General features: G+C 39.8%; 23 protein-coding genes. 20 read left to right on the plus strand and 3 right to left on the minus strand.

Annotation, left to right across the window (positions count from 1 at the left end; genetic code table 11):
- Positions 1-12 precede the first annotated feature (12 nt).
- From purD to E2L03_RS11080, 13 genes are all read left to right on the plus strand, one after another.
- Positions 13-1,275: a phosphoribosylamine--glycine ligase gene (purD, locus tag E2L03_RS11020; protein ID WP_134259191.1), complete on the plus strand. Its 1,263-nt coding sequence runs from the start codon at positions 13-15 to the stop codon at positions 1,273-1,275.
- 225 nt (positions 1,276-1,500) lie between these two features.
- Positions 1,501-2,949: a spore germination protein gene (locus E2L03_RS11025; RefSeq protein WP_166740280.1), complete on the plus strand. Its 1,449-nt coding sequence runs from the start codon at positions 1,501-1,503 to the stop codon at positions 2,947-2,949.
- 34 nt (positions 2,950-2,983) lie between these two features.
- Positions 2,984-4,048, plus strand: a complete 1,065-nt coding sequence (locus E2L03_RS11030) for a GerAB/ArcD/ProY family transporter (RefSeq protein ID WP_166740281.1) — start codon at positions 2,984-2,986, stop codon at positions 4,046-4,048.
- Entirely contained in the window at positions 4,026-5,117 is a 1,092-nt protein-coding gene (locus tag E2L03_RS11035) for a Ger(x)C family spore germination protein (RefSeq protein WP_038477894.1), read from the plus strand. The genes E2L03_RS11030 and E2L03_RS11035 overlap by 23 nt, the downstream gene beginning before the upstream one ends.
- Positions 5,118-5,208: 91 nt before the next feature.
- Positions 5,209-6,531: a hypothetical protein gene (locus E2L03_RS11040; protein ID WP_095149821.1), complete on the plus strand. Its 1,323-nt coding sequence runs from the start codon at positions 5,209-5,211 to the stop codon at positions 6,529-6,531.
- An 86-nt stretch (positions 6,532-6,617) separates the two neighbouring features.
- Entirely contained in the window at positions 6,618-7,757 is a 1,140-nt protein-coding gene (locus tag E2L03_RS11045; RefSeq protein WP_241741798.1) for a M20 family metallopeptidase, read from the plus strand.
- Positions 7,758-8,618: a PhzF family protein gene (locus E2L03_RS11050; protein WP_134259193.1), complete on the plus strand. Its 861-nt coding sequence runs from the start codon at positions 7,758-7,760 to the stop codon at positions 8,616-8,618.
- A gap of 15 nt (positions 8,619-8,633) precedes the next feature.
- Positions 8,634-9,140 (plus strand): GNAT family N-acetyltransferase, encoded by a 507-nt coding sequence (locus tag E2L03_RS11055; protein WP_038477906.1) that lies wholly within the window; start codon positions 8,634-8,636, stop codon positions 9,138-9,140.
- Positions 9,137-10,231: a sensor histidine kinase gene (locus E2L03_RS11060; protein WP_055736979.1), complete on the plus strand. Its 1,095-nt coding sequence runs from the start codon at positions 9,137-9,139 to the stop codon at positions 10,229-10,231. The genes E2L03_RS11055 and E2L03_RS11060 overlap by 4 nt, the downstream gene beginning before the upstream one ends.
- Positions 10,203-10,838, plus strand: coding sequence for a response regulator (locus E2L03_RS11065; RefSeq protein WP_134259194.1), 636 nt, complete (start codon positions 10,203-10,205; stop codon positions 10,836-10,838). The genes E2L03_RS11060 and E2L03_RS11065 overlap by 29 nt, the downstream gene beginning before the upstream one ends.
- Positions 10,839-10,937: 99 nt before the next feature.
- Entirely contained in the window at positions 10,938-11,867 is a 930-nt protein-coding gene (locus E2L03_RS11070; RefSeq protein WP_185690724.1) for an ABC transporter ATP-binding protein, read from the plus strand.
- Between the two features lie 12 nt (positions 11,868-11,879).
- On the plus strand, positions 11,880-13,067 hold the full coding sequence (locus E2L03_RS11075; RefSeq protein WP_134259195.1) for an ABC transporter permease: 1,188 nt from the start codon (positions 11,880-11,882) through the stop codon (positions 13,065-13,067).
- A complete protein-coding gene (locus tag E2L03_RS11080; RefSeq protein ID WP_134259196.1) occupies positions 13,064-14,122 on the plus strand; it encodes an ABC transporter permease in 1,059 nt (352 codons plus the stop codon). The genes E2L03_RS11075 and E2L03_RS11080 overlap by 4 nt, the downstream gene beginning before the upstream one ends.
- A 130-nt stretch (positions 14,123-14,252) precedes the next feature.
- Here the strand turns inward: E2L03_RS11080 and E2L03_RS11085 are convergent, their stop codons facing one another.
- The gene (locus tag E2L03_RS11085) at positions 14,253-14,795 is read right to left on the minus strand and encodes a GbsR/MarR family transcriptional regulator (protein WP_134259197.1); all 543 of its coding nucleotides are present in this window, start codon (positions 14,793-14,795) and stop codon (positions 14,253-14,255) included.
- A 249-nt stretch (positions 14,796-15,044) separates the two neighbouring features.
- Here E2L03_RS11085 and E2L03_RS11090 point away from each other — a divergent pair, with 249 nt between their 5' ends.
- The 4 genes from E2L03_RS11090 to E2L03_RS11105 all read left to right on the plus strand — a co-directional run bounded on the left by E2L03_RS11090 (position 15,045) and on the right by E2L03_RS11105 (position 18,553).
- Positions 15,045-16,262, plus strand: coding sequence for a quaternary amine ABC transporter ATP-binding protein (locus tag E2L03_RS11090; protein WP_241741796.1), 1,218 nt, complete (start codon positions 15,045-15,047; stop codon positions 16,260-16,262).
- Entirely contained in the window at positions 16,231-17,079 is an 849-nt protein-coding gene (locus tag E2L03_RS11095; RefSeq protein ID WP_038477927.1) for an ABC transporter permease, read from the plus strand. Before E2L03_RS11090 ends, E2L03_RS11095 begins: the two co-directional genes overlap by 32 nt.
- Positions 17,080-17,143: 64 nt before the next feature.
- A complete protein-coding gene (locus E2L03_RS11100; RefSeq protein ID WP_134259199.1) occupies positions 17,144-18,067 on the plus strand; it encodes a glycine betaine ABC transporter substrate-binding protein in 924 nt (307 codons plus the stop codon).
- Positions 18,068-18,271: 204 nt separating this feature from the next.
- Entirely contained in the window at positions 18,272-18,553 is a 282-nt protein-coding gene (locus tag E2L03_RS11105; RefSeq protein WP_038477930.1) for a hypothetical protein, read from the plus strand.
- Between the two features lie 272 nt (positions 18,554-18,825).
- Here the strand turns inward: E2L03_RS11105 and E2L03_RS11110 are convergent, their stop codons facing one another.
- A complete protein-coding gene (locus tag E2L03_RS11110; RefSeq protein ID WP_038477933.1) occupies positions 18,826-19,026 on the minus strand; it encodes a hypothetical protein in 201 nt (66 codons plus the stop codon).
- A 97-nt stretch (positions 19,027-19,123) separates the two neighbouring features.
- On the opposite strand from E2L03_RS11110, the gene E2L03_RS11115 reads away from it, so the two are divergent.
- The 3 genes from E2L03_RS11115 (at position 19,124) to ade (ending at position 23,137) form a co-directional block, all read left to right on the plus strand.
- Positions 19,124-20,878: an adenine deaminase C-terminal domain-containing protein gene (locus tag E2L03_RS11115; RefSeq protein WP_243839524.1), complete on the plus strand. Its 1,755-nt coding sequence runs from the start codon at positions 19,124-19,126 to the stop codon at positions 20,876-20,878.
- A gap of 82 nt (positions 20,879-20,960) precedes the next feature.
- Positions 20,961-21,278 carry a YerC/YecD family TrpR-related protein gene (locus E2L03_RS11120; protein WP_038477939.1) on the plus strand — a complete coding sequence of 106 codons (318 nt, stop codon included), beginning with the start codon at positions 20,961-20,963 and terminating at the stop codon, positions 21,276-21,278.
- Between the two features lie 131 nt (positions 21,279-21,409).
- Positions 21,410-23,137 (plus strand): adenine deaminase, encoded by a 1,728-nt coding sequence (ade, locus tag E2L03_RS11125; protein ID WP_134259200.1) that lies wholly within the window; start codon positions 21,410-21,412, stop codon positions 23,135-23,137.
- Positions 23,138-23,180: 43 nt separating this feature from the next.
- Here the strand turns inward: ade and E2L03_RS11130 are convergent, their stop codons facing one another.
- Positions 23,181-25,583: a penicillin acylase family protein gene (locus E2L03_RS11130; RefSeq protein WP_055736985.1), complete on the minus strand. Its 2,403-nt coding sequence runs from the start codon at positions 25,581-25,583 to the stop codon at positions 23,181-23,183.
- Positions 25,584-25,627: the final 44 nt, after the last annotated feature.

Below are 25,627 nucleotides of genomic sequence, written 5' to 3' on the forward strand. Positions count from 1 at the left end.
GGGACACGATTCATGAATGTATTAATTATTGGAAACGGTGGAAGAGAGCATGCGATTGCTTGGAGTGCATCAAACAGCACGCTTGTTGAGACGGTCTATATAGCGCCAGGTAATGATGGCATGGCTGGCCTTGGGGTTTGCCTTGGTCTTGAATCAACCGATCACGATGCACTTGTGCAGTTTGCCATACAAAGTGACATTGGCTTAGTCATTGTCGGACCAGAAATTCCTTTATTAGAAGGGTTGGTAGACCGATTTGAGCTTGAAGAGATACCTGTATTCGGTCCAAGGAAAGAAGCGGCTATCCTTGAAGGGTCTAAGTCGTTTGCAAAAGAATTAATGCATCAGTACAGTATTCCCACAGCAGTATCAAAAACATTTACTGAGTTTGAAGCTGCAGCAAGCTATGTAAGAGCAGAAGGAGCACCCATCGTTATAAAAGCAGATGGTCTTGCAGCGGGAAAAGGTGTAACGGTTGCCTTAACAGAAGAAGAAGCTATCGGTGCACTTCATCATATTTTAGTTGATCATGGGTTTGGGGAAGCTGGTGCCAAAGTCGTCATTGAAGAATACCTTGATGGGGAAGAACTATCACTAATGGCATTCGTTAATGGGACAACGGTCGTTCCAATGGTCCCGGCGCAAGATCACAAGCGTGCCTATGATGGAGACAAAGGTCCAAACACAGGCGGCATGGGTGCATACTCCCCGGTACCTCAGTTTTCTGACCATGATGTTGAAGAAGCTGTAAGAACGATTCTACAACCAACAGCCAACGCAATGGTGAAGGAAGGACGTTCTTTTACTGGGGTTCTATACGCTGGCTTAATGATGACTGCTCATGGTCCGAAAGTGATTGAATTTAATGCACGCTTTGGTGACCCTGAAACACAAGTAGTCCTGCCACGGTTAGAGTCAGACTTAATTGACGTGATGCTACGTGTTCTAAACGGAAAACCGGTTCAGCTAGAGTGGAAAAAAGAAGCGGTAGTAGGGGTTGTGCATGCAAGTGTAGGCTATCCACAGGGCTATGCAAAGGGTGTTGTCATAGAAGGAATAGAAGAAGCCGCTAAGGAAGGGCTTGTTTTCCATGCTGGTACGAAACAATCTTCGTCAAAGTGGAAAACAAGCGGTGGGAGAGTCTTACTCGTTGCAGGTACAGGTGAAACCATTGAAACAGCACAACAACATGCGTACCAAGTAAGTGAACAAATTACAAGTGAAGGTTTATTCTATCGTAAAGATATTGCGCATAAAGCGTTGCAGTCCATTTAACACGAAACCAAGATAGCCAGGGGATGGGTTATCTTGGTCTTTTCTTTTATCTCCTTATTAACAAAATAAGATGTCACATCTAGTACATTAAGACCAAGATTGCCTCAAGAATGGGCAGTTTTGGTTTTTTGTTTTGATAAAACATAAAAAAACCTATTTGTGGCATTCCTAAATGTAGACAAAATGATTTTGGACAAAAAAGAGGGAGGGGTTCGCTTGGGGAAAATGGATATACAATCAACGATAGCGACTCTGTCGAAGTCAGCGGACTTTGTCGTTGACGAGACTTATGCCCATCAGTCATTGCGTTACTATTATCTCTCTTCTCTGATGAGAGACAAACACTCCTTTCACAAAGTGATTGAATACATAAAGACGAACAAACATATTCCCATTAAAGAATTAAGTGGTCATTTGCCAATTGAGCGAGTAGAGTCTGTGCATACAGGTGAAGAGTTTATCACTCAGATTATGCGCGGGGCTCTATTAATTGGAGAGCAAGACAAGCACGATTCTTTTCTCGCCCTACCATTAAAAAAGCATGACGGTCGTGAAGTAACGATTACAGAAAATGAGTACACAGTTGCTGGTCCGAAAGAAGGCTTCATTGAAGATCTTGATGTAAATTTAAACTTAATTCGGAAACGAATTGCTGTTCCTGAATTAATTGTAGATGAGATGACGGTAGGTAGGTTAAGTAAGAGTAGATTGGCGATGATTTATCTAGAAGGTATAGTCGATGACCAACTTCTTCAAACGGTGAAGCAACGATTAGCAGATATGGATTATGATGAGTTCGTTGACATTACACAAGTGAGTCAGTTTATAACCGATAATCCTAACTCTCCCTTTGCACAGTTATTAGAAACAGAACGACCAGATCGTGTGGCTTCCAGTGTTACAGAGGGAAAGGTCGTGCTAGTATTAGACGGCTCACCACTTGCTTTAATTGGCCCAACGAATTTAATTGAGTTCTTTTCGTCACCAGATGATTACTATGATCAATGGCCAGTAGGAATGTTTATTCGCTTATTAAGAATTTGTGCGGTAATTTTTTCGGTCATTGCCACTTCTTTCTATATCGCAATAACGACATTTCACCATGAACTTATACCAGATGATTTATTAATAACGATGGTAGCGACGAGGATAGAGGTTCCGTACCCACCGATAGTGGAAGTGCTTATTTTAGAGCTGACGATTGAATTGTTACGAGAAGCGGGAGCAAGACTTCCTGAAAGAATCGGTCAAACAATTGGGATCGTTGGGGGGATCGTGATTGGGACTGCCATTGTAGAAGCATCGTTAGCGAGTAGTGTTCTTTTAATTATCGTGGCGTTAACAGCCCTTGCATCTTTTACCACACCGATTTATCAAATGGGTAATACGATTCGACTTCTACGTTTTCCATTTATTTTGCTTGCGCAGATCTATGGGTTTATCGGCATTGCTATCTGTCTATTGCTTTGTATTCATCATTTATTAACGTTGAAATCTTTTGGTCATCCTTATTTAACACCTGTTTATCCATTACGTATTAAGGATTTTAAAGACTCTTTTTTTCGACTGCCTATTTGGGTTCAGGGAAAGCGACCTGAGACGTTACGTACAAAAAAACAAGATCGATTCACACGTCATAAAAAAGTAAAAGCGAAGCAAGATATTGAAGAGTGATAAGTGAGATCGGAAAGGGGCATTCACCATGAATATGAAGAACCATCAAGTTTCCTCTTTTTTTGTGCTTTTTCTCGTGTTCTTTATGCAGATTGGTGTTGGTATTTTTACGTTTCAAAAAAGTATAGCAGAAATTGTTGGAAATGACGGATGGATCGCTATTCTGTTTTCAGCGGCAAGCATTATGGTGATTATTCGTCTCATTTATTACATCTTGGATGAAAGAATGACAATTGCCGACATTCATACTCGTTTCTTTGGTAAATATCTTGGGAAGGTAATCGACGTTTTCTTTATTCTCTATTTTTGTTTATTTGCCTCTACCATTGTTGTTATTTATGTGGATATGGTCATTATTTGGGTATTTCCTGACATGTATCATGGCATTTTAATTTTTATTATGCTGGCACTAGCCTTGCTGTTCACACGCTCAGGCTTTCGAACCATTATGGGTTTAAGTGTATTAACTATTTTTATGACTGTACCTTTATTACTGTACTCCAATTATCCTCAAGGCTTATTACAAATGCATAACCTTACACCTATTTGGAATCATTCCATACGTGATATAGTGGTGGCATCAAGAGAGATGACGTTCCAATTTCTGGGATTTGAAGTGTTGTTAGTAGCATTTCCTTTTATTAGAAATGCAAAGCAATCTCTTAAATGGGCACAGGTCGGTGTTATTCTGAGCACATGTGTGTATTTATTCACGTATATCCTCGCTTACCTTGTTTTTACAGAAAATCATTTAATTAATATTATATGGCCAACGTTATCGGTTTGGAGAATGGAATATCTAGGCATCTCCATTTGGCTTCTCATCTTGCTACCAAATATTTGTATGTATTTATGGGCAGCAAGTTATCTTGGCAAACGAGCAGTAGGATGGAAGCAAAAGCATTGGCTGATTGGACTTGTTATCCTTGTTTTTACGAGTGCTTTACTTGAAAGGCGTTATTTTAGTTTAGATGAGGTGCAACATATCATTAATACTCTAGGCTTTTATACACTTTATTTATATGTTCCCTTTCTCACAGTTCTAACGTTTATTTTTAAAAAAAGGATGAAACGTCATGAAAAAAAGAAGCGTACTTAGTACGGTCTTTATAGCTTTACTACTTCTATCTTCGTGCACACCCCATATGCAATTAAATGAAGATATTCAATATCTACAAGCGCTGGCTCATGATTTGAAAGACAACGGGGATGTGGAAACGACTGGAATTACGACAATTATTGTGCCAGCAGATGAAAAGCTACCTGAGAGTGAATTAATAAAAATAAACAATCCTCATTTAGCAGGGTTGTTTCAAGGTTTACAAGCTGAAACCCCTCGTCTCGTTGATACAAGTCGAACGAGACTCCATATATTTAGCGAAACATTTGCAAAAGAAGAAGGACTATTTAGCACGTTGGATTCCATTCAACGAAATCCTACCATTGAACAGAACTTAAAGCTGCTCATTAGTAGAAAGAATGCAAGTGAACTCTTTGATGCTGAATTTCCATTCCAATCAACAGCTCAACAACACATCCTTAATCTTATTGATAAAAATGAAATTGAACAGCTACCTAAAACGAGCATGCATGAGTTTTTATACCGCTATTATGCGTCAGGCACTGATCCTTTCTTGCCTGTCATTGACCACATTGGTAATCGTGTAAAAGTAATAGGGCTAGCTTTTTTTAAAGGGGATCAGTATCATACTGAAATAAACTTGCAGCAAAGCAGTTATTTCAGAAAGCTATTCGAAAAAACCACCCAAGGGAATGCCTATGTTCCTTTAGGAGAAGACAGAGGGATTGTTTACCGCTACTTAAAGTCTAAGCCAAAGTGGCGAGTAAACGTCATGGAAGATGACCGAATAACTATTTCCGTGGATATAAAAATTGAAGGCACTCTTAGACAAAAAAAAGAAATTGGAATTGAAGAATTTAGTACGAGTGAACTTGAAGAAAAATCAAAAGAGCATTTCCAAGAAGCATTTGAAGAGATGATCTCGTTTTTGCAAGAGAATAAAGTCGATCCAATTGGTATTACTGAAGTGGTAAGGCAACATGTTCGAGGAATAGACAGCGAGAAATGGAAGGAGGAAGAATACCCTTTCACTTCTATCGATGTGGACGTTCAATTTCAAATAAATAATATGGGTGCAGTTAAATAAGAAAATAAAAAAGGCTCCATTCGTTTACTCTGGTCAATCAGCATCATTTCAGGTACGATTACAGAGTTACTTGATTATCGGAGGAATGACTGTGCAACGCTTTTACTACGGAATGGTTTTAATACTTGTTTTTATTGGGCTTGCCCTTCAAGCAAGCCTGTTACTTTGGATAGGCGGTTTATTAACGCTTCCGATGCTCGTCTATTCTTTCTTTCACTCCAATCGCTTATTTCAAGGTATGGGATTGGCTTTTTTAACAAGTGGAGCGTTGCTATTTCCTTATAGCAATGTGTCTTTACAAGACATTCCGCCTTTATTCTCAAACAATTTAACCCTTGTTGTCTTTGTGGCCATTGTGCCTCTTATGCAGGCTGCAATTGAAACACTTCAGTACGATAAGCAAGTACAGACATGGTTATTTAAAGGTGCGACAACAAAAGGAAAATTACATACACGTGCCCTCTTAACGACATATGGATTTGTTCCGTTTATGAACTTGTCGGTTCTGCCTTTGTTACAACATACGCTCAAGGAATCGCTCACCACCGTTGAAAAAAAAGAGCGAGATGTATTAATAAGCCAAACGACATTGCGTGGGTATGCACTGGCACTTGTTTGGATGCCAATGGAAATTATGGTTGTAACAGCAATTGGTTTGACAGGAGAGAGTTACTTTTCTCTTATACCGTATCTACTTCTCTTGTCGGTATTAATGACGTTAGTTGAGATAGGAAAACGTTCGATTGGGCAGAATGAGGGACTCTCTATTGCGTATCATGGGGAAGGTGGTCCCTCGAAGTGGTCTCTTATTAGCGCAGTGATCATTTTCTTAGTACTTGTTCTAGCTCTAGGAGAATGGTTGGAGCTTTCCTTTATTTTAACTGTCGTCTTGCTTATCCCACTCTTCTCCTTAGGATGGACGTCCTTGTTAGGAGAAGGGCGGGCTTTTCTTAGAAAAGGTTTTCTTTCTTTAGGGAAACAGCTACAAATAGGCATCCATCCCTTCATCGTATTATTCGTTTCACTCGGTTGGTTTACAGGCATCCTTAATCAAACAGAGCTGCTTGGTTATGTGCAAGAACCACTTTATCAATTAGGTGAAAAGCCGGTACTATTACTTGCAATCATTCCGTTAAGCTTTTATTTACTTGCAATGGTTGGAATTCATCCTATAGCCTCTATGGTGCTTGTTCATGAAGTCATTGGACCCATTCTGATGCCGACGATGCCAATACCGTTAACGGTGATGTACATTGTCAGTGCCTTGGCGACATTCACAATGTCTCCGTACGGAATTATTGTGACGATGACAGCGCGCCATACTGAACAAAACCCTTATCGCATTATGATCATAAACCTACCTTTTGCTTTACTTTTTGCCGCAATTGCCATTAGTATCATGCTATTATTTTAGTAGATACCGTGACCTATGAGTATTCGTAGGTCTTCCTCTTACAACGACTGTCAGAAAAATATGAATGTATGAAAGTAGTGATATAAATGAGCAAACAAGAAGAGATGCTACATATGTTAAGCGAATTAGTCATGATGGATAGTGGTTCTTATGACAAATCAGGGGTAGACAACGTTGGTTCCTATTTAATTAATGCCTTTAATGAATTAGGGTTTGTCGAAACGATAGTGAAGCAAGAAGAGTATGGTAACCATATCTTGTTGAAGCAAAAGAAAACAAATAAGCAACCCTCTATCTTGCTCATGCTCCATATGGATACTGTCTTTCCAGTGGGAACGTCGGCTGTTCGCCCTTTTGTGGTGAAGGATGACAAAGCTTACGGGCCGGGTGTAGCAGATATGAAAGGAAGCCATGTCACAACTTACTTTGCGCTAAAAACTCTTTATGAAACCAATCCAACGATTTTAAACCAAATCGACGTATTGTTCACAAGCGATGAAGAAATTGGTGCACCATCTGGACGTAGCATTATTGAGGAACAGGCAATAGGAAAAAAGGCTGTTTTAGTTATGGAGCCAGCACGAAAAGACGGATCGGTTGTAACGTTTCGCCGTGGTGGAGGACGGTATGTGATGCGTGTTGAGGGGATTGCTGCCCATTCTGGGAATGATCCTGAAAAGGGAGCAAGCGCCGTAGAAGAACTAGCCTACAAAATTATCGCTTTACATCAGCTATCGGATGCAACAGCAGGAATTCATGTGAACGTTGGGGTTATAAGAGGCGGCACAGCGGTTAACACGGTTGCCGATTACGCAGAAGCTGATATAGACATTCGTCTATCAAAAATGGAGCAAGCAAGTGAACTTGAAGCAGCTATCGAGTCAATTGCGAATGAAACGAGAATCAAAGGCACATCAACGACTGTTAAAGGAAGAATTACGAGACCGCCAATGATGCGATCGAATAAAACGATTCAACTTTATGAACTTGTGCGAGAGCAAGCCCGCTTAGTAGGGATTGAAGTGGGCGAAACGTCTTCAGGAGGAGGATCCGATGCTTCATACACATCAGCACTCGATATTCCAACAATAGATGGAATGGGTCCAGTTGGTAGCGGCTTTCACAGTGAAGAAGAATATTTACAAGTCACTTCATTACAAGAACGAACAACACTACTTTTAAATGTCATTCAACGGGTCCTATCTAAAGATGTGGTGTTTAAGTAAATGAAGCAAATTCCCTTTTATATAGTAGATGTGTTTACTGATCAAGCATTTTCAGGCAATCAACTCGCAGTTTTTATTTTGGATGATAATCTTGAAGTCTCTATTCGACAACAGCTGGCAAAAGAACTTCATTTTTCAGAGACGATTTTTCTTCAGTTAACGGAAAATCACATAATTGATGCATGGATTCATACACCTGAAGAAGAGATTCCATTTGGAGGGCACCCTCTAATAGGGGCTGCTTTTATATGGCATTCTCGCTACGGGAGTACTTTAAATAAGGTGGTGTTCCGAACAAAAAGTGGTCTTGTGCCTGTTTTAATCGATAATCAGACCTCGATTTATTGGATGACTCAGCAAACACCTCAATTCAGCCAAGTCATACCACCTTATGAAGCTGCTAAAGTATTAGGTTTAAAAGAGGTTGATTTTCATCCGTTTTGGCCTGTTCAAGAAATTTCTACAGGGCTTCCTGTTGTAGTTGCACCGGTGAAATCTGTAGAAGTCCTGAAGCGAACAAAACTGAACCATTCAGCTTACGAAGCGTTAATTAGCCGCATTGAAGCAAAAGGAATTTGTGTTTTTGCGATGGAAGGGGATCGATCAGATCTTTCTGTTCGAGATTTTGCACCATACTATGGCATTCCAGAAGACGTGGCAACAGGTTCTTCAAATGGTGCCATTTTAGCTTTTATAATGAAACATGAAGCTGTGTCATGTTTGTCGCTTGTATCTGAACAAGGAGTATTCATGAATAGGCCCTCCACCCTTCATTTAAAAGGGGAGAAAAAAGTCAATTCATTTGACATACATGTTGGTGGACAGGCTGTGCTGCTTGCTTCGGGTACGTGGAATGCATAGAAAAGGAGCCTACTTATGATCAAACAAATTTATCATTTAACAGCGTATAAAAAAGAGTTGAGTCAGTTGTTAACAGAATGTGTGAACGAAGGTGCTTCTATAAATTTTTTAGCGCCACTAACAATGGAAAAAGCAGAAGCTTACTGGGATACGGTTGATATAAAAGATACGTTAATGGTATTTGTAGCAATGGAACAAGAGAAGCTAGTTGGCTCTGTACAACTCGTTTGTAGTGAGAAAGAGAATGGTCGACACCGAGCGGAAATTGCAAAAGTAATGGTTCATCCAAAGTTTCGAGGACGCGGGTACGCAATGCAATTATTGAAGGAGGCAGAAAGAGCTGCTGTTGCCAAAGGAATAACAGTACTTGTACTTGATACAGAAAAGGGATCATCGGCAAATGAACTCTATAAAAAATTGAATTATACATTTGCAGGCACAATTCCTCAGTTTGCAAAATCTGCACGATCTCATCAATTAGAAGCAACGAATTTTTATTATAAACAGATTGGTTCTATATGAATGGTTGGCTTCCGATTTGCTTGATCATTTGTGCGAATGCCGTTGTTGTTTTTCTTGATCCTTTATTATTGACGAGTCCGTTATTTTGGATTCTATTCGGTTTAATGGTAGGTGGAGTTTGTTCTGAGCCACTATGGTCCAATGGCGTTTACCTTTATTTATTACTAGCATTCGTGACAATGATTCTTTTCCCAGGAGAACAAACGTGGTTAATTGTATTACTACTTGTATGTCTGCCTTACTTTTCAGAGGTTGTCGCTAAGCGGTACAGTTTCGCATTTGGGGCAATCCTCCTTTGTTCGATTTTGTTTAGTGCTGGTACGTTGTCTATGGGAATGATGGCGCTCTTTTTATCTTTTTTAATCCTTTACTGCACGGTTTATCTTACTAAACAAAGGCAACGGAACAATGAAAATCAGGAACAAATGAATACACTTTTGTATGAAAAACGTTTACTCAAAAGGCAGCTTGTTGAAGAGGAAGATACAGTCAAACAAGCAGAGCGGACAAGAATTGCTCGAGATGTGCATGATTCTGTAGGTCATCAGCTGACGGCGCTTGGCATGCAACTGCAAATGGCTGAACTGCAAAATGAAACTGAAAATCCTTATTTAAGTGAGGCAAAACAAACGGCTCGACAAGCGCTAGATGAAATGCGCAAAGCGGTGCGGGCTCTCGAAATAGAGGAAATTCGCGGTGTGGCTATGATTCTTCGATTGATTCGTAAGCTTGAAGCAGAAAGCCATGTACACGTTCGATTAACAACAGAAGCAGGTGCTTTATCACAAGGGTTAACAAATGAGCAAAGTATGGCTCTTTATCGGTTTGTACAAGAGGGATTAACCAATGCGATGCGCCATTCTTATGCAAAACAAGTAAATGTCACGTTATCAGTCTATGCAGACTATATGTACGTAGCTATTTTAGAAAATGAAGCTGAACAGAAAAAGTTCCATGAAGGATTCGGACTCACTCAACTTCGAAATCGATTTGAAGAATTAGATGGGCAGTTTTATGCCCATTTTAATGAAGCCACTTTTTACATGAAAGGGGTCTTTCCAATTGACTCAAAAACGAATTCTGCTCGTTGAAGATCAGCTCATTGTAAGACAAGGTTTAAAAATGATGATTGAATATGATGGATTGTATAAAACGTTAGAAGCCAGTAACGGGTTAGAGGCAGTTCAACTGTCTTTGACTCATTCTGTTGATTTGATTCTAATGGACGTTCGTATGCCGATGATGAACGGAATTGAAGCAGTTAAAGAAATTCGGCATTCAAATAAGAAAGTGAAAATTGTTATGCTCACAACCTTTGCTGATGAAGAATATGCACTCGAATCATTAAAGTTAGGAGCGAATGGATACGTGTTAAAAGATGCCGATCGTGAAGGTCTTCTCCTCTCAATCGAAAAAGCGTTAAAGGGAGAATTTATACTTGACGGTCAAGTAGCAGCAAAAGTCATTCCTACTTTACTTGAACGGAAGCAATCAAGTCGAACAGTGGTTCCTTTCTTAAACGAACGCGAAAAAGAAATTGCCAGAATGGTAGGTGAAGGGCTAAGCAACGCCGAGATTTCTGAAGCGCTATTTTTAACGATTGGAACAGTCAAAAACTATTTAAGTCAACTTTTCACGAAGTTAGATGTTCGTGATCGTACACAGCTTGCGATCTATGCCATTAAACACGACATATGACTCTAGTCATATTAACTAAAACAAAAGAGTGACTCTAGTAAATAGCTAGCGCTCTTTTTTTTGTTTACACTTATTGTAATGATGAGGAGGTGACCGATTTTGATAGAAGCAGAGCAACTTACAAAATCATATGGACCGGTACATGCGGTAAATGGTATCGGTCTTTATTTAAAGAAAGGTGAATCGGTTGGTTTACTTGGGCCAAATGGAGCGGGAAAGTCAACGTTAATCGAGATGTTGTCAAGCTTAAGCAAACCATCAAAAGGAAAAATCTTTCTTAATGGCAAGTCCATTCATTCACAGTTAACCTCATTTCGAGAAAAAATTGGTGTCGTTCCACAAGATATTGCACTTTATAATGAATTAACTGCTAGGGAAAATCTGCAGTTTTTCGGAAAAGCTTATAAATTAAAAGGGGATGCTTTAACAGAACGTGTCAATGAATTATTAACGTTAATGGAGTTAGATGAACGAAAAAATCATCAAGTTAAAACGTTTTCAGGTGGAATGAAACGGCGATTAAATCTAGCGGTTGCGCTTATTCACCAGCCAGAATTTCTAATACTGGACGAGCCAACTGTTGGAATTGATCCACATTCAAGAAGGCATTTGCTAGATTTAATCCGTAAATTACAGCAAGAAGAAGGTAAAACCATTTTGTATACAAGTCATTACATGGAAGAAGTTGAATTCTTGTGCGACCGTATTTATATTATGGATCGTGGATCCATTATCGCATCAGGTACAAAGAATGAAATTAAACAAATTTTAAGTATAGAACGAACGTATGAAATAACCGTCCACATACAGAAAAATTCGTTGAAAGAACAGTTAGAAGCATTAGATGCTGTGAAATCTGTCGTTGAGATCGAGAGTGGTTATCGAGTCGTTTCTTATGAAAAAGAATTATTTAAAGAATTATTACAAGCGGCACAAGGAGAGAATGTTGAAGTGCGTGCGATAAAAGTAGAAGAGGCGACTTTAGAAGATGTATTTCTTCATTTAACAGGTCGTACCTTACGCGATTAGAGGAGCATTCTCATGAGTATCTTTCAAAAAGAATTAAAGCAACTTGTCAATGATAAGGGTGCGCTTTTGTCGACTTTATTACTACCATTTGTATCTACTATGATTTTAGGATTTGCATTAACCAATTCATTTTCCTCAGAAGTGAGTTTTGAGGAAGTATCCATTGCAGTAGTTGAGGCGTCTACACTTGAAGACGATCTTCAGGTAGCATCTGAAAGGTTTTCTATTAGTGAAGATGAATTACTACCATTAGCCGTTCCAGACACTCTTTTTGCTTATATGGATAGTGAAATAGGTGTCGACTATTATTCGCCTGATGATGACGTGGTATATAAAGATTACACCGCCGTTATTGAAATACCGAAAGGGTATCGACTGATGCTTTGGCACGAGCAGCTTGGGGAAGAGTGGTCAGAAGATATGGAGTCCTTTCAATTATTCTTAAATCAGGAACAAAGACAGCATGCAATGATGGTTCAAATGATGATGAATTCGTACATGGAGCAAGTATATGCACATACAGAACTCGCTGAAAATGAAGAGATAGCCGCGGATTTTGGAAATGTAGTTGTTCAAGGGAATTCACCCCTTACATCATTTGAGTATTACACATATGGTATGGGTGTTCTATACGTTTTCTTTACTGCCGGACTTATGGCAAATTTTGCTTTTACAGAGAAAAAAGGAAAAATTTATGGACGGCTTGTATTGGCGAATATTCAACCTGTCAACTATTTACTGGCGAAATTTTCTACTTCTTGCGTGATTGTTTTTCTTCAGTTAGTCGTTTTGTTTGGGCTGTCTATGCTGATTTTTCAAATTACAATCACCAACTGGCTAAGCTTTATAGCAATTGCCGTTGTGCTTTGTTTAACAGTAGGTAGTGTCGCCTCACTGCTTGTTGCTATCCAATTTCGAGCAAATACAGAAAAAGTAGCGAACGTTTTTATGCTACTCGTTGTATCTATTCTAGGGTTTTTAGGTGGAAGTTTCTTCCCGTCTTCTAACTTATCACCATTACTTAATGAAATTGGTCAGTTTACACCAAATGGTCTGGCGCTTCAGGCGTTCATTCAAGCGGGTCAAGGCGAGTCCATTGCACATCTGTCGCACTCACTTATCTATTTGACCACCTTATCATTTGTGTTGTTTGTCTTTGCGTGGGTTGTGTTTCCTAATAAAGGAGGCATAGAATCATGACAGCAATTTTTTATCAATACGTGAGAGAAATGAAACGCTCTCCGTTCACCGTGCTTCTTATGATTGGTATGACTGTATTTTTTACACTTATTATAAGCGGTGCAGGTTCCTCTCAAATACATGTAATGGTTTACTCCGACTCGCTAGATGAAAACGGCGTGAACGAGCATGTGTCTCTATTAAATCGCAATTATGAACAGTATGTATTTGAAGGAACAAGTAGCCAAGAAGCAAATCGACTTTTACGTGCGCAAGATGTGGAGGCGGTTGTGGAGCTAGAAGCATCATCTTATGTCATTCATAGTGCTTTTGAGAATGCTCCGCTTATGTACATGGTTCAACCAGTACTTGAGTCCCACTATTTACAACAATATGTAGAACAGGAAGGGACAGCCAAAACGAATAAAGAAGTATTTGAATTTGAATCACAGGCAATGGAGGAATATACAGACGTAGATGAGCAGTTACGAAGTTTATTTGGCTTTACCCTTTTCTTTTCCTTCTTCACCATGGGCTTCACAATCTTAACAATTCTTGAATCAAAAGAGGATGGTGTATGGAATCGATTAATCTTAACATCTACCACGAAAACAGAACTTTATCTCGCCAATTTACTTGTTGCATGTATACTAACCTTTGCGCAAATTACCATTGTACTCGTTCTATTTGCGACGGTATTTAATGTAGATTTCTATGGAGGTTTTTGGTCACTCTTTCTTGTCATTATGCCTTATTTATTTGCAACAATGGCATTTGGAATCTTTATGAGTGGAATTGTCACGTCTTCGCAACAGTTAACGGCAGTCATTCCTTTGTTTAGCACGAGCTTTGCTATGTTAGGTGGCGTCTTTTGGCCATTAGACATTGTGGATTCAAAGTGGATGCTCGCATTGTCCTATGGTAGTCCACTTCGATATGGATTAGAAATGATGGCTGGTGCAACCTATGATAATTGGTCAATAGAAGAATTTTTATTCCCTAGTGCGGTGCTTATTTTTATGGGTCTCGCATTTACTGGAATTGGTATTCGTTTGATGGAGAGGAAGTCTATATAAGAGAGAACCTGAACTTTTAAAAGTTCAGGTTTGTTTCTATTTGTATGATGAATACCTGAACGCTATTAATGTAAACACGGTGCGAGGCGAAGACACGGTCAGAGTCTCACGCCCTCGCCTCGCTCGTGCGTTACTTCTTTGGTAATGTTTTGAAAATTTCTCCACTTTCAAGTATGGTAACAAAGTCATCGATCCAATCATAATAGCCGTTTGCATGCTGGAGTTTTATTAAATCTATTTTAATCTGATCTGTTAAGTGCGGAGCTTTCTCTAAAAGCGAACGTAATTCCTGTTCCATTTCTACACTGGCTTTTCGGTTGCGTTCTATAGCCGTTCGCCACTGTTTTGTGAAAATAGCAATAAAAGAGCTATACCAATCGTCTTCTGATGTATAAAGATCTTTTCGTACACCCTTTTGCCACACCTTTCTGGCCATATTCGCTTCCGTAAGCTGGCGAATACTTGTGCTCATACTGGTCTTGCTCATACCTAAGTGATCACTCATTTCGTCGAGGGTTAGGGCATTCTCTTCAAATAGGAGTGCACCGTAAAGACGACCTGTGGATTCATTCATACCATATAGATGAAGGTTTGTGGATAGCTCATGGATGAATGTTTCACGTATATGTTGGAGTCGTTTATCTAAAGATGGCTCATAGTTTGTTGTCTCCATAATATTCCTCCAAAAGATTGATAAATAAAGTGTAACAAAATACAAAAAAAGAGAACACTAAGAGAAATGAGAGGATTTATTAGGATAATGGAGCATTTCAAAGGAAAGCTACGGTTAAATTCGTTTAATAAAAACTGTACAAACAATACTAACGGATAGAATGCTTTATTCAGTTTGATTAACATTTCAATTATAGGGTATAGTTACATAGTCATAAAGACGCAGGAATTGTATAAAGAGGTGGAAAATTTGTCGAAAATAAAGGTTGAGGGTTTGACTAAAGTGTTTGGCAAAAAACCTAAACGAGCCTTAGATATGTTAAAAGAAGGCAAGAAAAAACCTGAGATATTAGAAAAAACCGGATTGACCGTGGGGGTCGATCGCGCAAGTTTTGAAGTTGAAGATGGCGAAATTTTCGTAATAATGGGACTTTCTGGTAGTGGTAAATCAACGTTAGTACGACTTCTAAATCGATTAATTAATCCGACAGTCGGAAGCGTTATGGTTGATGGGGAAGACTTAGCGAAAATGGATCAGAAGAACCTTCGTGAAGTTCGACGTAAAAAAATGAGCATGGTCTTTCAAAAGTTTGGTCTGTTTCCGAACCGTACCATTCTAAGCAATGTCGAATATGGACTTGAAATACAAGGTATTCCAAAAGAAAAAAGAAAAGAGACAGCTCAAACATCCTTAGAACTAGTTGGATTAAAAGGATATGAAACAAGTTATCCTGATCAACTCTCTGGTGGTATGCAGCAACGTGTAGGTTTAGCACGAGCGCTCGCAAATGATCCAGATATTCTCTTAATGGATGAAGCGTTTTCGGCACTTGATCCACTTATTCGTAAAGATATGCAAGATGAATTACTTGATCTTCAAGAAAAAATGAATCGTACTATTATCTTTATTACACATGATTTGGATGAGGCGCTTAGAATTGGTGACCGCATTATGATTATGAAAGACGGTTCTGTTGTTCAGATTGGAACTCCCGAGGAGATTTTAACAAAGCCAGAAAACGAATACGTTGAACGCTTTGTTGAAGATGTGGATCGTTCGAAAGTCTTTACTGCTGAAAATGTCATGATCCGTCCCGAAATGGTTAACCTTGAAAAAGACGGTCCTCGAGTGGCGCTGCAACGAATGAAGGATGCAGGTATCTCAAGTATTTACGTAACTAAGCGTAATCGAGATCTTGTTGGTATTATTCATGCCACTGATGTTTCTGAACTTATTAAGCAAAACGTAAACAGTGTAGAATCGATTATTATTGAAGATATTCCAAGTGTAGAAAAGGATACGCCTTTAAATGAATTAATGGACCGTTTAGCAGTGAGCGCTGTACCGCTTGTTGTTAAAGAAGAAAATAGATTAAAAGGTATTATTGTACGAAGCGCAGTTCTAGGTGCGTTATCAGGAAGTGAGGTCGATTTTAATGGATTTTCTACCCCGTCTGGAAGTAGGTGAATGGGTTGAGGTCATTGCCGACTGGTTAAATCGAAATGCAGATTGGTTTTTTAGTGCGATTGTCTTTTTAATTGGTCAATTAATTGATGGAATTTATTGGGTTATATCATTACCGCCTAGTTGGCTTTTTATTATCCTTATTGCTATTGCAACGTATCTGTTAAATCGAGGTAAGTGGGGACTCGTAGCCTTTGTAACCATCGGATTAGTCTTTATTGATAGCCTGAATTTTTGGAATGGAATGCTTGATACATTGTCCATCGTTCTCTCAGCAGGTGTCATTTCAGTCATTTTAGGAGTACCGTTAGGGATTTGGATGGCCAAAAAAGATAGTGTCGAAGCGTTTTTCAAGCCTATACTTGATTTCATGCAAACGATGCCCGCATTCGTATACTTAATACCAGCTGTAACATTTTTTGGTGTCGGAATGGTACCAGGGGTTGTGGCGTCTGTTATATTCGCGATGCCTCCAACTGTCCGAATGACTAATTTAGGGATTCGTCAAGTATCTACCGAGCTTATTGAAGCGTCAGAAGCGTTCGGTTCAACAAGTACACAGAAATTATTTAAAGTCCAATTGCCACTTGCAAAGGGAACAATTATGGCTGGAATAAACCAGACTGTAATGCTTGCTCTTTCTATGGTTGTTATTGCTGCGATGATTGGTGCGTCGGGTATTGGCCGAGATGTATATCGCGCTGTTGGTCAAAATGATATTGGAGCTGGATTTGAATCAGGGATTGCTATCGTAATCGTAGCCATTATTCTTGACCGATTAACACAAAGCTTTAATAAAAAGCAAGAAGTACGAGGTTGATGCGTAGGGGGAGGTTTCCCCCTTCACATAAATAGAGAAAACAAATTTGGAGGTCGATTGACGTATGAATTGGAAGCATATAGGAACGACAACAAGCCTTGCACTAGTTGTAACATTAGCTGCATGTGGTAATGACGACAATGGTGATGGTAATACAGGTTCAGTTGAAGATGAAGCAGATATGCTATCGCAAGAAGAGATTGCTGAGAACTTAACAGCTATTACAGGGATTGAACCTGGAGCAGGCATCATGACTGCAACAGATGATGCGATTGAGCATTATAATTTAGATTTGGAATTAGATGTTTCAAGTAGCGCGGTTATGACACAACAACTTGCAAATCATATTGAAAATCATGATCCGATTGTTGTGACAGGCTGGTCGCCACACTGGAAGTTCGAATCATTTGACTTAAAATACTTAGACGATCCGGATAATATTTATGGGGATGCAGAGAATATTCATACCATTGCACGTCTAGGTTTGGAAGAGGACATGCCAGAAGCGCATCAAATTCTTACAAATTTCTTCTGGACACCAGAAGATATGGAAGCGGTCATGCTAGAAATTGAAGAAGGAGCAAGCCCAGAAGAAGCTGCACGTAATTGGGTAGATGAGAATCAAGAGACAGTTAGCGAGTGGACTAATGGCGTAGAGGAAGTAGATGGTCAATCCATTACTTTATCTCTTGTAAACTGGGATTCAGAAATTGCTTCTACGAATGTGATCGCTACCGTTCTGACTGATATGGGATTTGAAGCGAATTTAATGGATATGGAAGCACCATACATGTGGCAATCTCTTGCAACTGGTGATTCAGATGCCAGTGTAGCGGCTTGGTTACCTTTAACACATGGTCATTTCATTGAAGATTATGAAGGCGACTTAGAAGATCTAGGTGAAAACCTTGAAGGGACTAAAATCGGTCTTGTAGTGCCTGAATATATGGATATTGACTCTATTACAGATCTACCAACAAATGAATAAGTAAACATCTAAAAAGGCTATGCTTGAAACTAGAGGCATAGCCTTTTTTCTGTCTGTTTTTTTATGAGTTGTTTTCTGCTATGCGTGAGTGGCTACCTTTTCTCGTTCTTCCTTAATCTTTACATGACCGGTATAGATAAAGTGTTAAATGAAGAAACTATCAAAAAGCGTCTCTGTATACGAAATTTAAGGAAGGAAGAGTTCATGTTTTTATTTATTGTATTGTTAACGGTCATACCTGCTACCATCGTTATTGTAGTGAGGCAATCAATTGTGGCAGAGAAAGTAATGGCCTTTTTAGCAGTGATTAGCATAATTGTTTTTGCGGCTATTACGATGCTGGCGATTCAACAAATTCTTCTTGATCAAACTGTCTTTATGACGTCTATTCATGGTGTGTTCTTAGACCCACTTTTTCTAACCTCTGGTGGCTACCTGTTGTTTTTCTTTGTGTATCGTTTAATGAATCATCTGCTGGAATGGTAACAGAATGATCTTTGAAAAGAAGAGGCTGGGACATAACGAAAAGTAGTATTTGAAAAGACGAATAGTCTAAAATATGCTGAGTAGCACCAGACACGTGCTGATCCCCCAGGAGTCTTCGGATTCTCCTTCCGCTAATGTTCATAGAAAACAAACGACGAACGTTCCTATTTTCAGGAATGTTCGTCATTTTGGTCTGTCTATCAACTTTTGTCCTAGCCTCCTTTTCCGAGTATTTTTATTTGTATTAAAGAACGTTCTTTGGTACAGTAAAGCTATGACGGATTAATAACATTTGGCTGTGTATGATTTTTCTTTTTTTCTAAGCATAATTCCATCCATTTAATAATACCAAAGAAAATAAGAATAAACCGGATAACGGTTAGTTGTTTAATGGGTTTTGCTGATAGTAAAAGGAACACCATTGTTAGGAAAAATGAAATAAGTGCAAACGGTTGATTCAATCTGTTAATCATAGTGAAAACCTCCAAAAAAAGTTGTGATAAAATGTCACAATTCAACATAAATTTTACCCATATATATGGTAAGATAAGTGAAAGATTGACAGACGAAATGAGTGATATAATGACGACTGAGCGAATACAACGATGGACGAAGACTAGGCTAAGAGAGCATCTAAGTGTCATTCGAGGTGAACGACCACCTACCTTAGTACTCAAACATGCCACTTATTTAAATTTTGCAAGGAGAAAATGGCTTGAAGCTAATATATGGATTGCTGATGATCAGATTGTATACGTTGGACAGGAAATGCCTGAGACTCTAGGCGATGCCGAAGTAGTAGACTGTACAGGTCAATTTATTGTTCCGGGCTATATTGAACATCACGCTCATCCATTTCAATTATATAATCCCCTTAGTTTAGCTCAATATGCATCCGAGCGTGGGACCACCACATTGATTAATGACAATCTGGTTTATTTTTTAAACTTAGAAAAAAAGAAAGCGCTTTCTTTAATTGAGAAACTAGATGAGCTGCCGACAACAATGTATTGGTGGACGAGATACGATTCTCAGTCAGAATTACTTAAAGATGACATGTTTTCAAATTCGAAAATTAAAGCATGGCTTGAGCATCATCTTGTTGTGCAAGGTGGAGAGCTTACATCCTGGCCTCAGGTATTACAAGGTGACGATACGATTTTACATTGGATGCAAGAGACGTCCCGTTTAAGAAAGCCAATAGAAGGGCATCTACCGGGAGCATCAGAGAAAACCCTTTCTCAAATGGCTTTATTAGGCGTTACTTGTGACCATGAGGCGATTACAGGTGAAGAAGTTGTTCGAAGACTAGATGTTGGGTATACAGTGTCGCTTCGTCATTCTTCTATACGACCAGATTTACCAAGACTGTTTGAAGAATTAAAAGAGCTTGATGTTGATTATTTTGGACGATGCTTGATGACAACCGATGGCTCGCCACCATCATTTTATGAAGAGGGTATCATGAATAAATGCATTCAGATTGCTATCGATGCAGGGATCAATCCAATTGATGCTTACGGAATGGCAACGTATTATGTAGCGCGCTATTATAATATCGACCATAAATTAGGAATGATTGGCCCTGGTCGCATTGCTCATTTGAACTTTTTGGCTGCAAAAGATGCGCCTACCCCTGTAAGTGTGCTTGCAAAAGGTCAGTGGATTTTACGCGATGGAGAAGCTGTTACGAAAGAAGCTCGTTTCCCATGGTCTGATTATGGAATTGCTCCCATCGAATTTAATTGGACGCTTTCTGAAAATGAACTTCATTTCTCCATGCCAATGGGCATTGAAATGACGAATGCTGTTATCCTAAAGCCGTACCAAACGATGCTAGAAACAGCTTCCACTGAGTTATCTACGGATCATGATGAATCCTTTTTTGCCATGATTGATAAAAAGGGGAAATGGCTTGTGACGACAACGCTTAAAGGGTTTTCCACATCTGTAATGGGATTAGCAAGTTCCTATTCTTATACTGGGGACGTTATCTTAATAGGCAAATCTCTTAAGGCGATGGTGCAAGCCTTTAATGAACTTAAAAAGCAAGGTGGAGGACTAATTCTTGTAGAAGAAGACCAAGTCATTGACCGAATTGAACTTCCTTTACTCGGAATGATGTCAGATAAACCGATGGACGTTATTATGAAACAAGAACAAAGCTTTACGAAGAAGCTAAGAGAACGTGGCTATAAACATGAAGATCCAATGTACAGTTTACAATTCTTTTCATCCACGCACTTACCTTATATTCGGGTTACACAGAAAGGGATTTACGATGTTCGAAAGAAAAGAATTTTATTTCCGGCAATAATGAGGTAAAATGAAACTACTTTGGTGCTTTACCACTTTAAAAAATAAGCGCATCGTAGAGAAGCACTTAACTCGAAAGGTGTGACGGTTGTTGCAGATTAATAAACTTAGAGGAAAAGAATTGGATCAATTGTTTCAAGCGATTCTTTCTTTAAAAGATGTTGAAGAAGCGTACGAGTTTTTTGACGATCTTTGTACGATTAATGAAATACAGTCGCTCGCTCAACGTCTTGAAGTAGCACGTATGCTAAGAGACGGTTATACGTATCATAAGATTGAAACTGAGACAGGAGCAAGTACTGCGACGATTTCGAGAGTCAAGCGTTGTTTAAATTATGGTAACGATGGCTATCGAATGACGTTAGATCGGATTGACGCTCAGGAGCTTGAAGAAACAAAGGATGTATAAGGATTAAACCGCAGGCAAAAGCCTGCGGTTTTTTGCTGTAGCAATAATCTTGCTAATTAGATTTCAAAAAAAAGATGGTACAACGTGTTGAGATTCGCTACAATAGTCGTTAAAAACAAAAGGAGCCCTTTATGAGTGAATCTACGTCTTTAAAAAACCAATTACGTGCAGCAAGCGGAGAGCAGGCATGTGACCTGCTTTTAGAAAATGCAACCATTGTTGATGTATATACGTGCACAACGTTTCAAGGCAATATTGCGATCACAGATGGTATGATTGTTGGAATTGGTGCGTACACAAATGGGAAGCAAGTAGTAGATGTTAAAGGAAAGTGGATCTGCCCAGGTCTTCTAGATGGGCATGTACATATTGAATCAGGGATGGTTCGTCCAGAAGAGTTAGCTAAGGTGCTCATTCCTAGAGGAATAACAACGATTATTGCCGATCCTCATGAAATTGCTAATGTTGGTGGAACAGATGCAGTACGCTATATGATTGAGGCTTCAAAAAATATTCCTCTAGACATAAAGATGATGATACCATCAAGTGTTCCTGCTGCATGGTTTGAAGAAAACGGCGCAACTCTTTCTAGTCATGATGTGGATGTCCTTTTACAAGAAGGCAACGTTTATGGACTAGGAGAAGTGATGGATTATCCAGCAGTTTGTTCAGGAGACGATGAAATGTTGAGAAAGATCTCCCTTGCAAAAACAGCAGGCTGTCCAATTGATGGGCACGGGTCAGGATTAGGTGAAAAAGCGCTTAATGCCTATCGCGTTGTTGGGATTGAAAATGATCACGAAGCCATCACTGGGGAAGAGGCGCTTGAGCGAGTGAGGAAAGGCTTTTATGTCCTCATGCGAGAAGGAACAGCAACACGTGATATGGAAGCGATTTTGCCAGCTGTAACGCCATTTAATAGTAGGCGCTTTGCTTTTGCTACAGACGATAAGCATTTAGATGATTTAATAGAAGAGGGCAGCATTGATTTTAGTGTACGTAAAGCCATTGAGCTTGGTCTTAATCCGTTACAAGCGATACAGCTAGGCAGTTTAAATACTGCAGAATGCTTTCAATTACAAGACCGTGGTGCCATTGCTCCTGGGAAAAAGGCGACCTTTCTTGTTCTAAATGATTTGAATACGTTTGAGGTCAATAGTGTGTACGTTGAAGGTGAGAAAGTAGCGGAAAATGGAAACTTGCTGACCTCTTTGCGTCCCAACATAGAAGTTCCATCACAGCTGTTAAATAGTGTTCGTGTGAAGCCCTTTACAAAACAGGATCTTCAGTTGCCACTAAAAAACAGCAATGAGGCTACCATTATTGAAGCTTCTTTAACATCTATTGTGACGAAAAAAGTTGTTGAAAAAGTAGAAATAGAAAACAACTGCTTCAAACCAAACAAAAACCAGTTAAAGTTAGTTGTGATGGAACGTCATCATCAAAAAGGAACCATCGGGGTTGGAATTTGTAAAGGTATACCAATTCAAAGAGGCGCAATTGTTTCAACGGTTGCACATGATTCACATAACATTATTGCCTGTGGTGTTGATGATGACAGTCTTTACCATGCACTAAACCATATCGTGGACATTGGTGGCGGCATGGCAGTCGTAGACGGTGACCGTGTACTAGCAACCCTTCCACTTGCAATTGGAGGGTTGATGTCAACACAGCCTGCTAGCCAAGTGAAATGGGCGTTAAATCAACTACAAGGAGCGTTAACCGAAATAGGCTATCAAGAGAAGGTAGACCCTTTTCTAACGTTAGCTTTTCTAGCGTTACCTGTTATTCCTTCTATTAAGTTAACCTCTAAAGGATTGTTCGATGTTGAAGCGTTCACCTTTATTGATCAATAAGAGAATAAAAAAATAGTTCTCAAAAGCGAGAACTATTTTTAGGTTATTGCGGTAGTAATGTAAGGTGTTGATGAGATGATTGATAAGACGTAGGATTGGTTGATGTTACATGATACTCACCATTTACCCAAGCTTCTCGCTGGTTATGATACGAATCGCTAAAGACGTGACCAGATTGACCGGGACCGACCAGGTGATGTGTATTCTCTAGATCCTCTAAATCCATTACACCACGCCAGCCAGCTCCATTGGTGACTACGCCAGTATCCGTATGGTAGCTTGCTGCTTTTACGGTGATACGGCTTCCATCAACGGGTAATGGAGAACCGTTAAACAAATAATTTAAAGGAGATATGGCAGCAAGTGGGTGATTAAAAACAACTTGGTGAAACGCACCCCACTCCCAGTCATCAGGCGTTGTCCCTTGAAGTTCTGTTGCCCGCTCAACGGCTTGTTGAAAACTTTCGTAGGCAAGAGTTTCTAATCCACCTGCCTTTTCTATCCAAGGTCCAGGCTGACCTTCATTCGCTGCCCGAATCATTTCATCAACAATGTTTGCTCTTCCTTCGAACAGCCCGTAAAGGTCAGTTGGAATATCGTCATTAAATAGTTGCTTTGTCAGGCCATCCATCCAAAAATGGAACAAAAGTGGTCCTGGTTCTTCTTTACGGTCTTCACGATTCCACGATTGAAGCATTGTTAGAGCTTGTTGTTCAATGTCCGTTAAGTCGCTCATCTCAAGTGCTTCAATAAGAATAGGGACAAATTCTTCTGCCTGCAAGTTTACTACATCCATTTGCAAGTTCATCATATCTTCTGCTGTGTGTTCATTTGAAGCGTATAGGACGTCGATAATTCGTTGATGACGATAGGGTTGTGCCCATGTATGTGTAATGTGGTAAGGATAGTCTTCTCCAACAATTTGGTTATTTGCCGTTGAGATAATGCCTGATTCAGGATTTATAATTGTTGGAAGTTCATCCCAAGGAATGTAGCCTTTCCACTGGTATGTAGGGTCCCAACCTGGAACGGGTAGTAATGCATCGTCCTCATCGGGGCGAATCGGAATGAGGCCATTGGCTCGATAGGCAATTGTTCCATCCTTACTAGCAAACACAAAATTTTGCGCAGGGGCTTGAAAAGACGTTAGCGCATCAGCAAATGTATCCCAATTATTAGCTCGATTGAAATCGAGGACCGCTTGTAATTCGGTGGTTGCCTCGTGGGCTGTCCACCGCATAGAGAGCGCGTATTCTGCTCCCTCTTCAAAGGATGCATATTCTGATAGGAGAGGACCATTCTTGGTAATCGTGATTTCGTGTTCGTATGGCTCTTGATCTGCAACAAGAATGGTTTCGGTAATTACTTCTGCTTCGTACCACTCATCGTCATATAGAAACATGGACGGATGATCAGGATGACGTTGCTCGAAATAAAGTTGCTGGACATCAGGGCCCACATTCGTTACACCCCAAGCGATATCTTCATTTGAGCCGAGAATAATCCCAGGAACACCTGCAAAAATTACCCCTGTTACATTAACAGATGGAGATGTTAAGTGAGTTTCATACCAAATACTTGGTGTCGCTAACCCAAGATGCGGGTCATCCGCAAGGAGTGGCTTACCCGAAGCGGTTCGTTCACCAGCCAAAACCCAGTTGTTACTACCAGAAAAAGGATGGGGCAAGTAGTTTGTCGTTGTTGCAAAGGCCGTTTCAATATCGATAGGTACCGACCTAGCCAAGTCTAATATGACGGGTCCATCAGTTGGGTAAACAGGCATTAAATCAAGGGCCTCTTCTTCAGTTACATGCTGCGCCAACCAATATCTAAATGCTTGACCTTGCCAATTTCCGCTTAAGTCATAGGCCATATATTTGCCGATTGTTAAAGAATCTAATGGTTCCCACGGGGACGGCTCGTATCCAGCTAGCCGAAACTCAATAGGAAGTTCTCCATTATCAATAGCGCTCTTCATAAATGCATTTACCCCAGCTGCGTAGGCTTCTAAATAACTGTATGTTTCCTCATCATAGGCTGCCTCTGATGCTTCTGCTGCTCGCCGTAATCCAAATGTACGGAAGTAACGATCTTGATCAAGCATGCTTTCGCCGATCACTTCTGCCAATTGACCAGATGCTTGTCTGCGACTAAGATCCATTTGAAACAAGCGATCTTGAGCCGTAACAAAACCTTGCGCGAAATAGAGGTCATGGTCATTTTTTGCTTCAACATGCGGAACGCCTTGATCATCTCGATAGACCGATACTTCTGCGGATAATCCATTTAGCTCTAATGAACCTGACTTTTGTGGAATAGGCTTTTGAATTTGCAGATAGGCCCAAATCACCACCGCTAGTGCGACAATGATCAACCCACCTAACGTAATAAAGATTGTTTTTTTCCAAGGAAACCGTTTTGGTTGTTTTGTTTTTATTGTTTCCATGTAACCCTCCCTTTTCTAAAGAAAACGCTTTCGATTATTCATTT

This window comes from Shouchella oshimensis, assembly GCF_004375095.1.
Taxonomy (GTDB): domain Bacteria; phylum Bacillota; class Bacilli; order Bacillales; family Bacillaceae_D; genus Shouchella; species Shouchella oshimensis.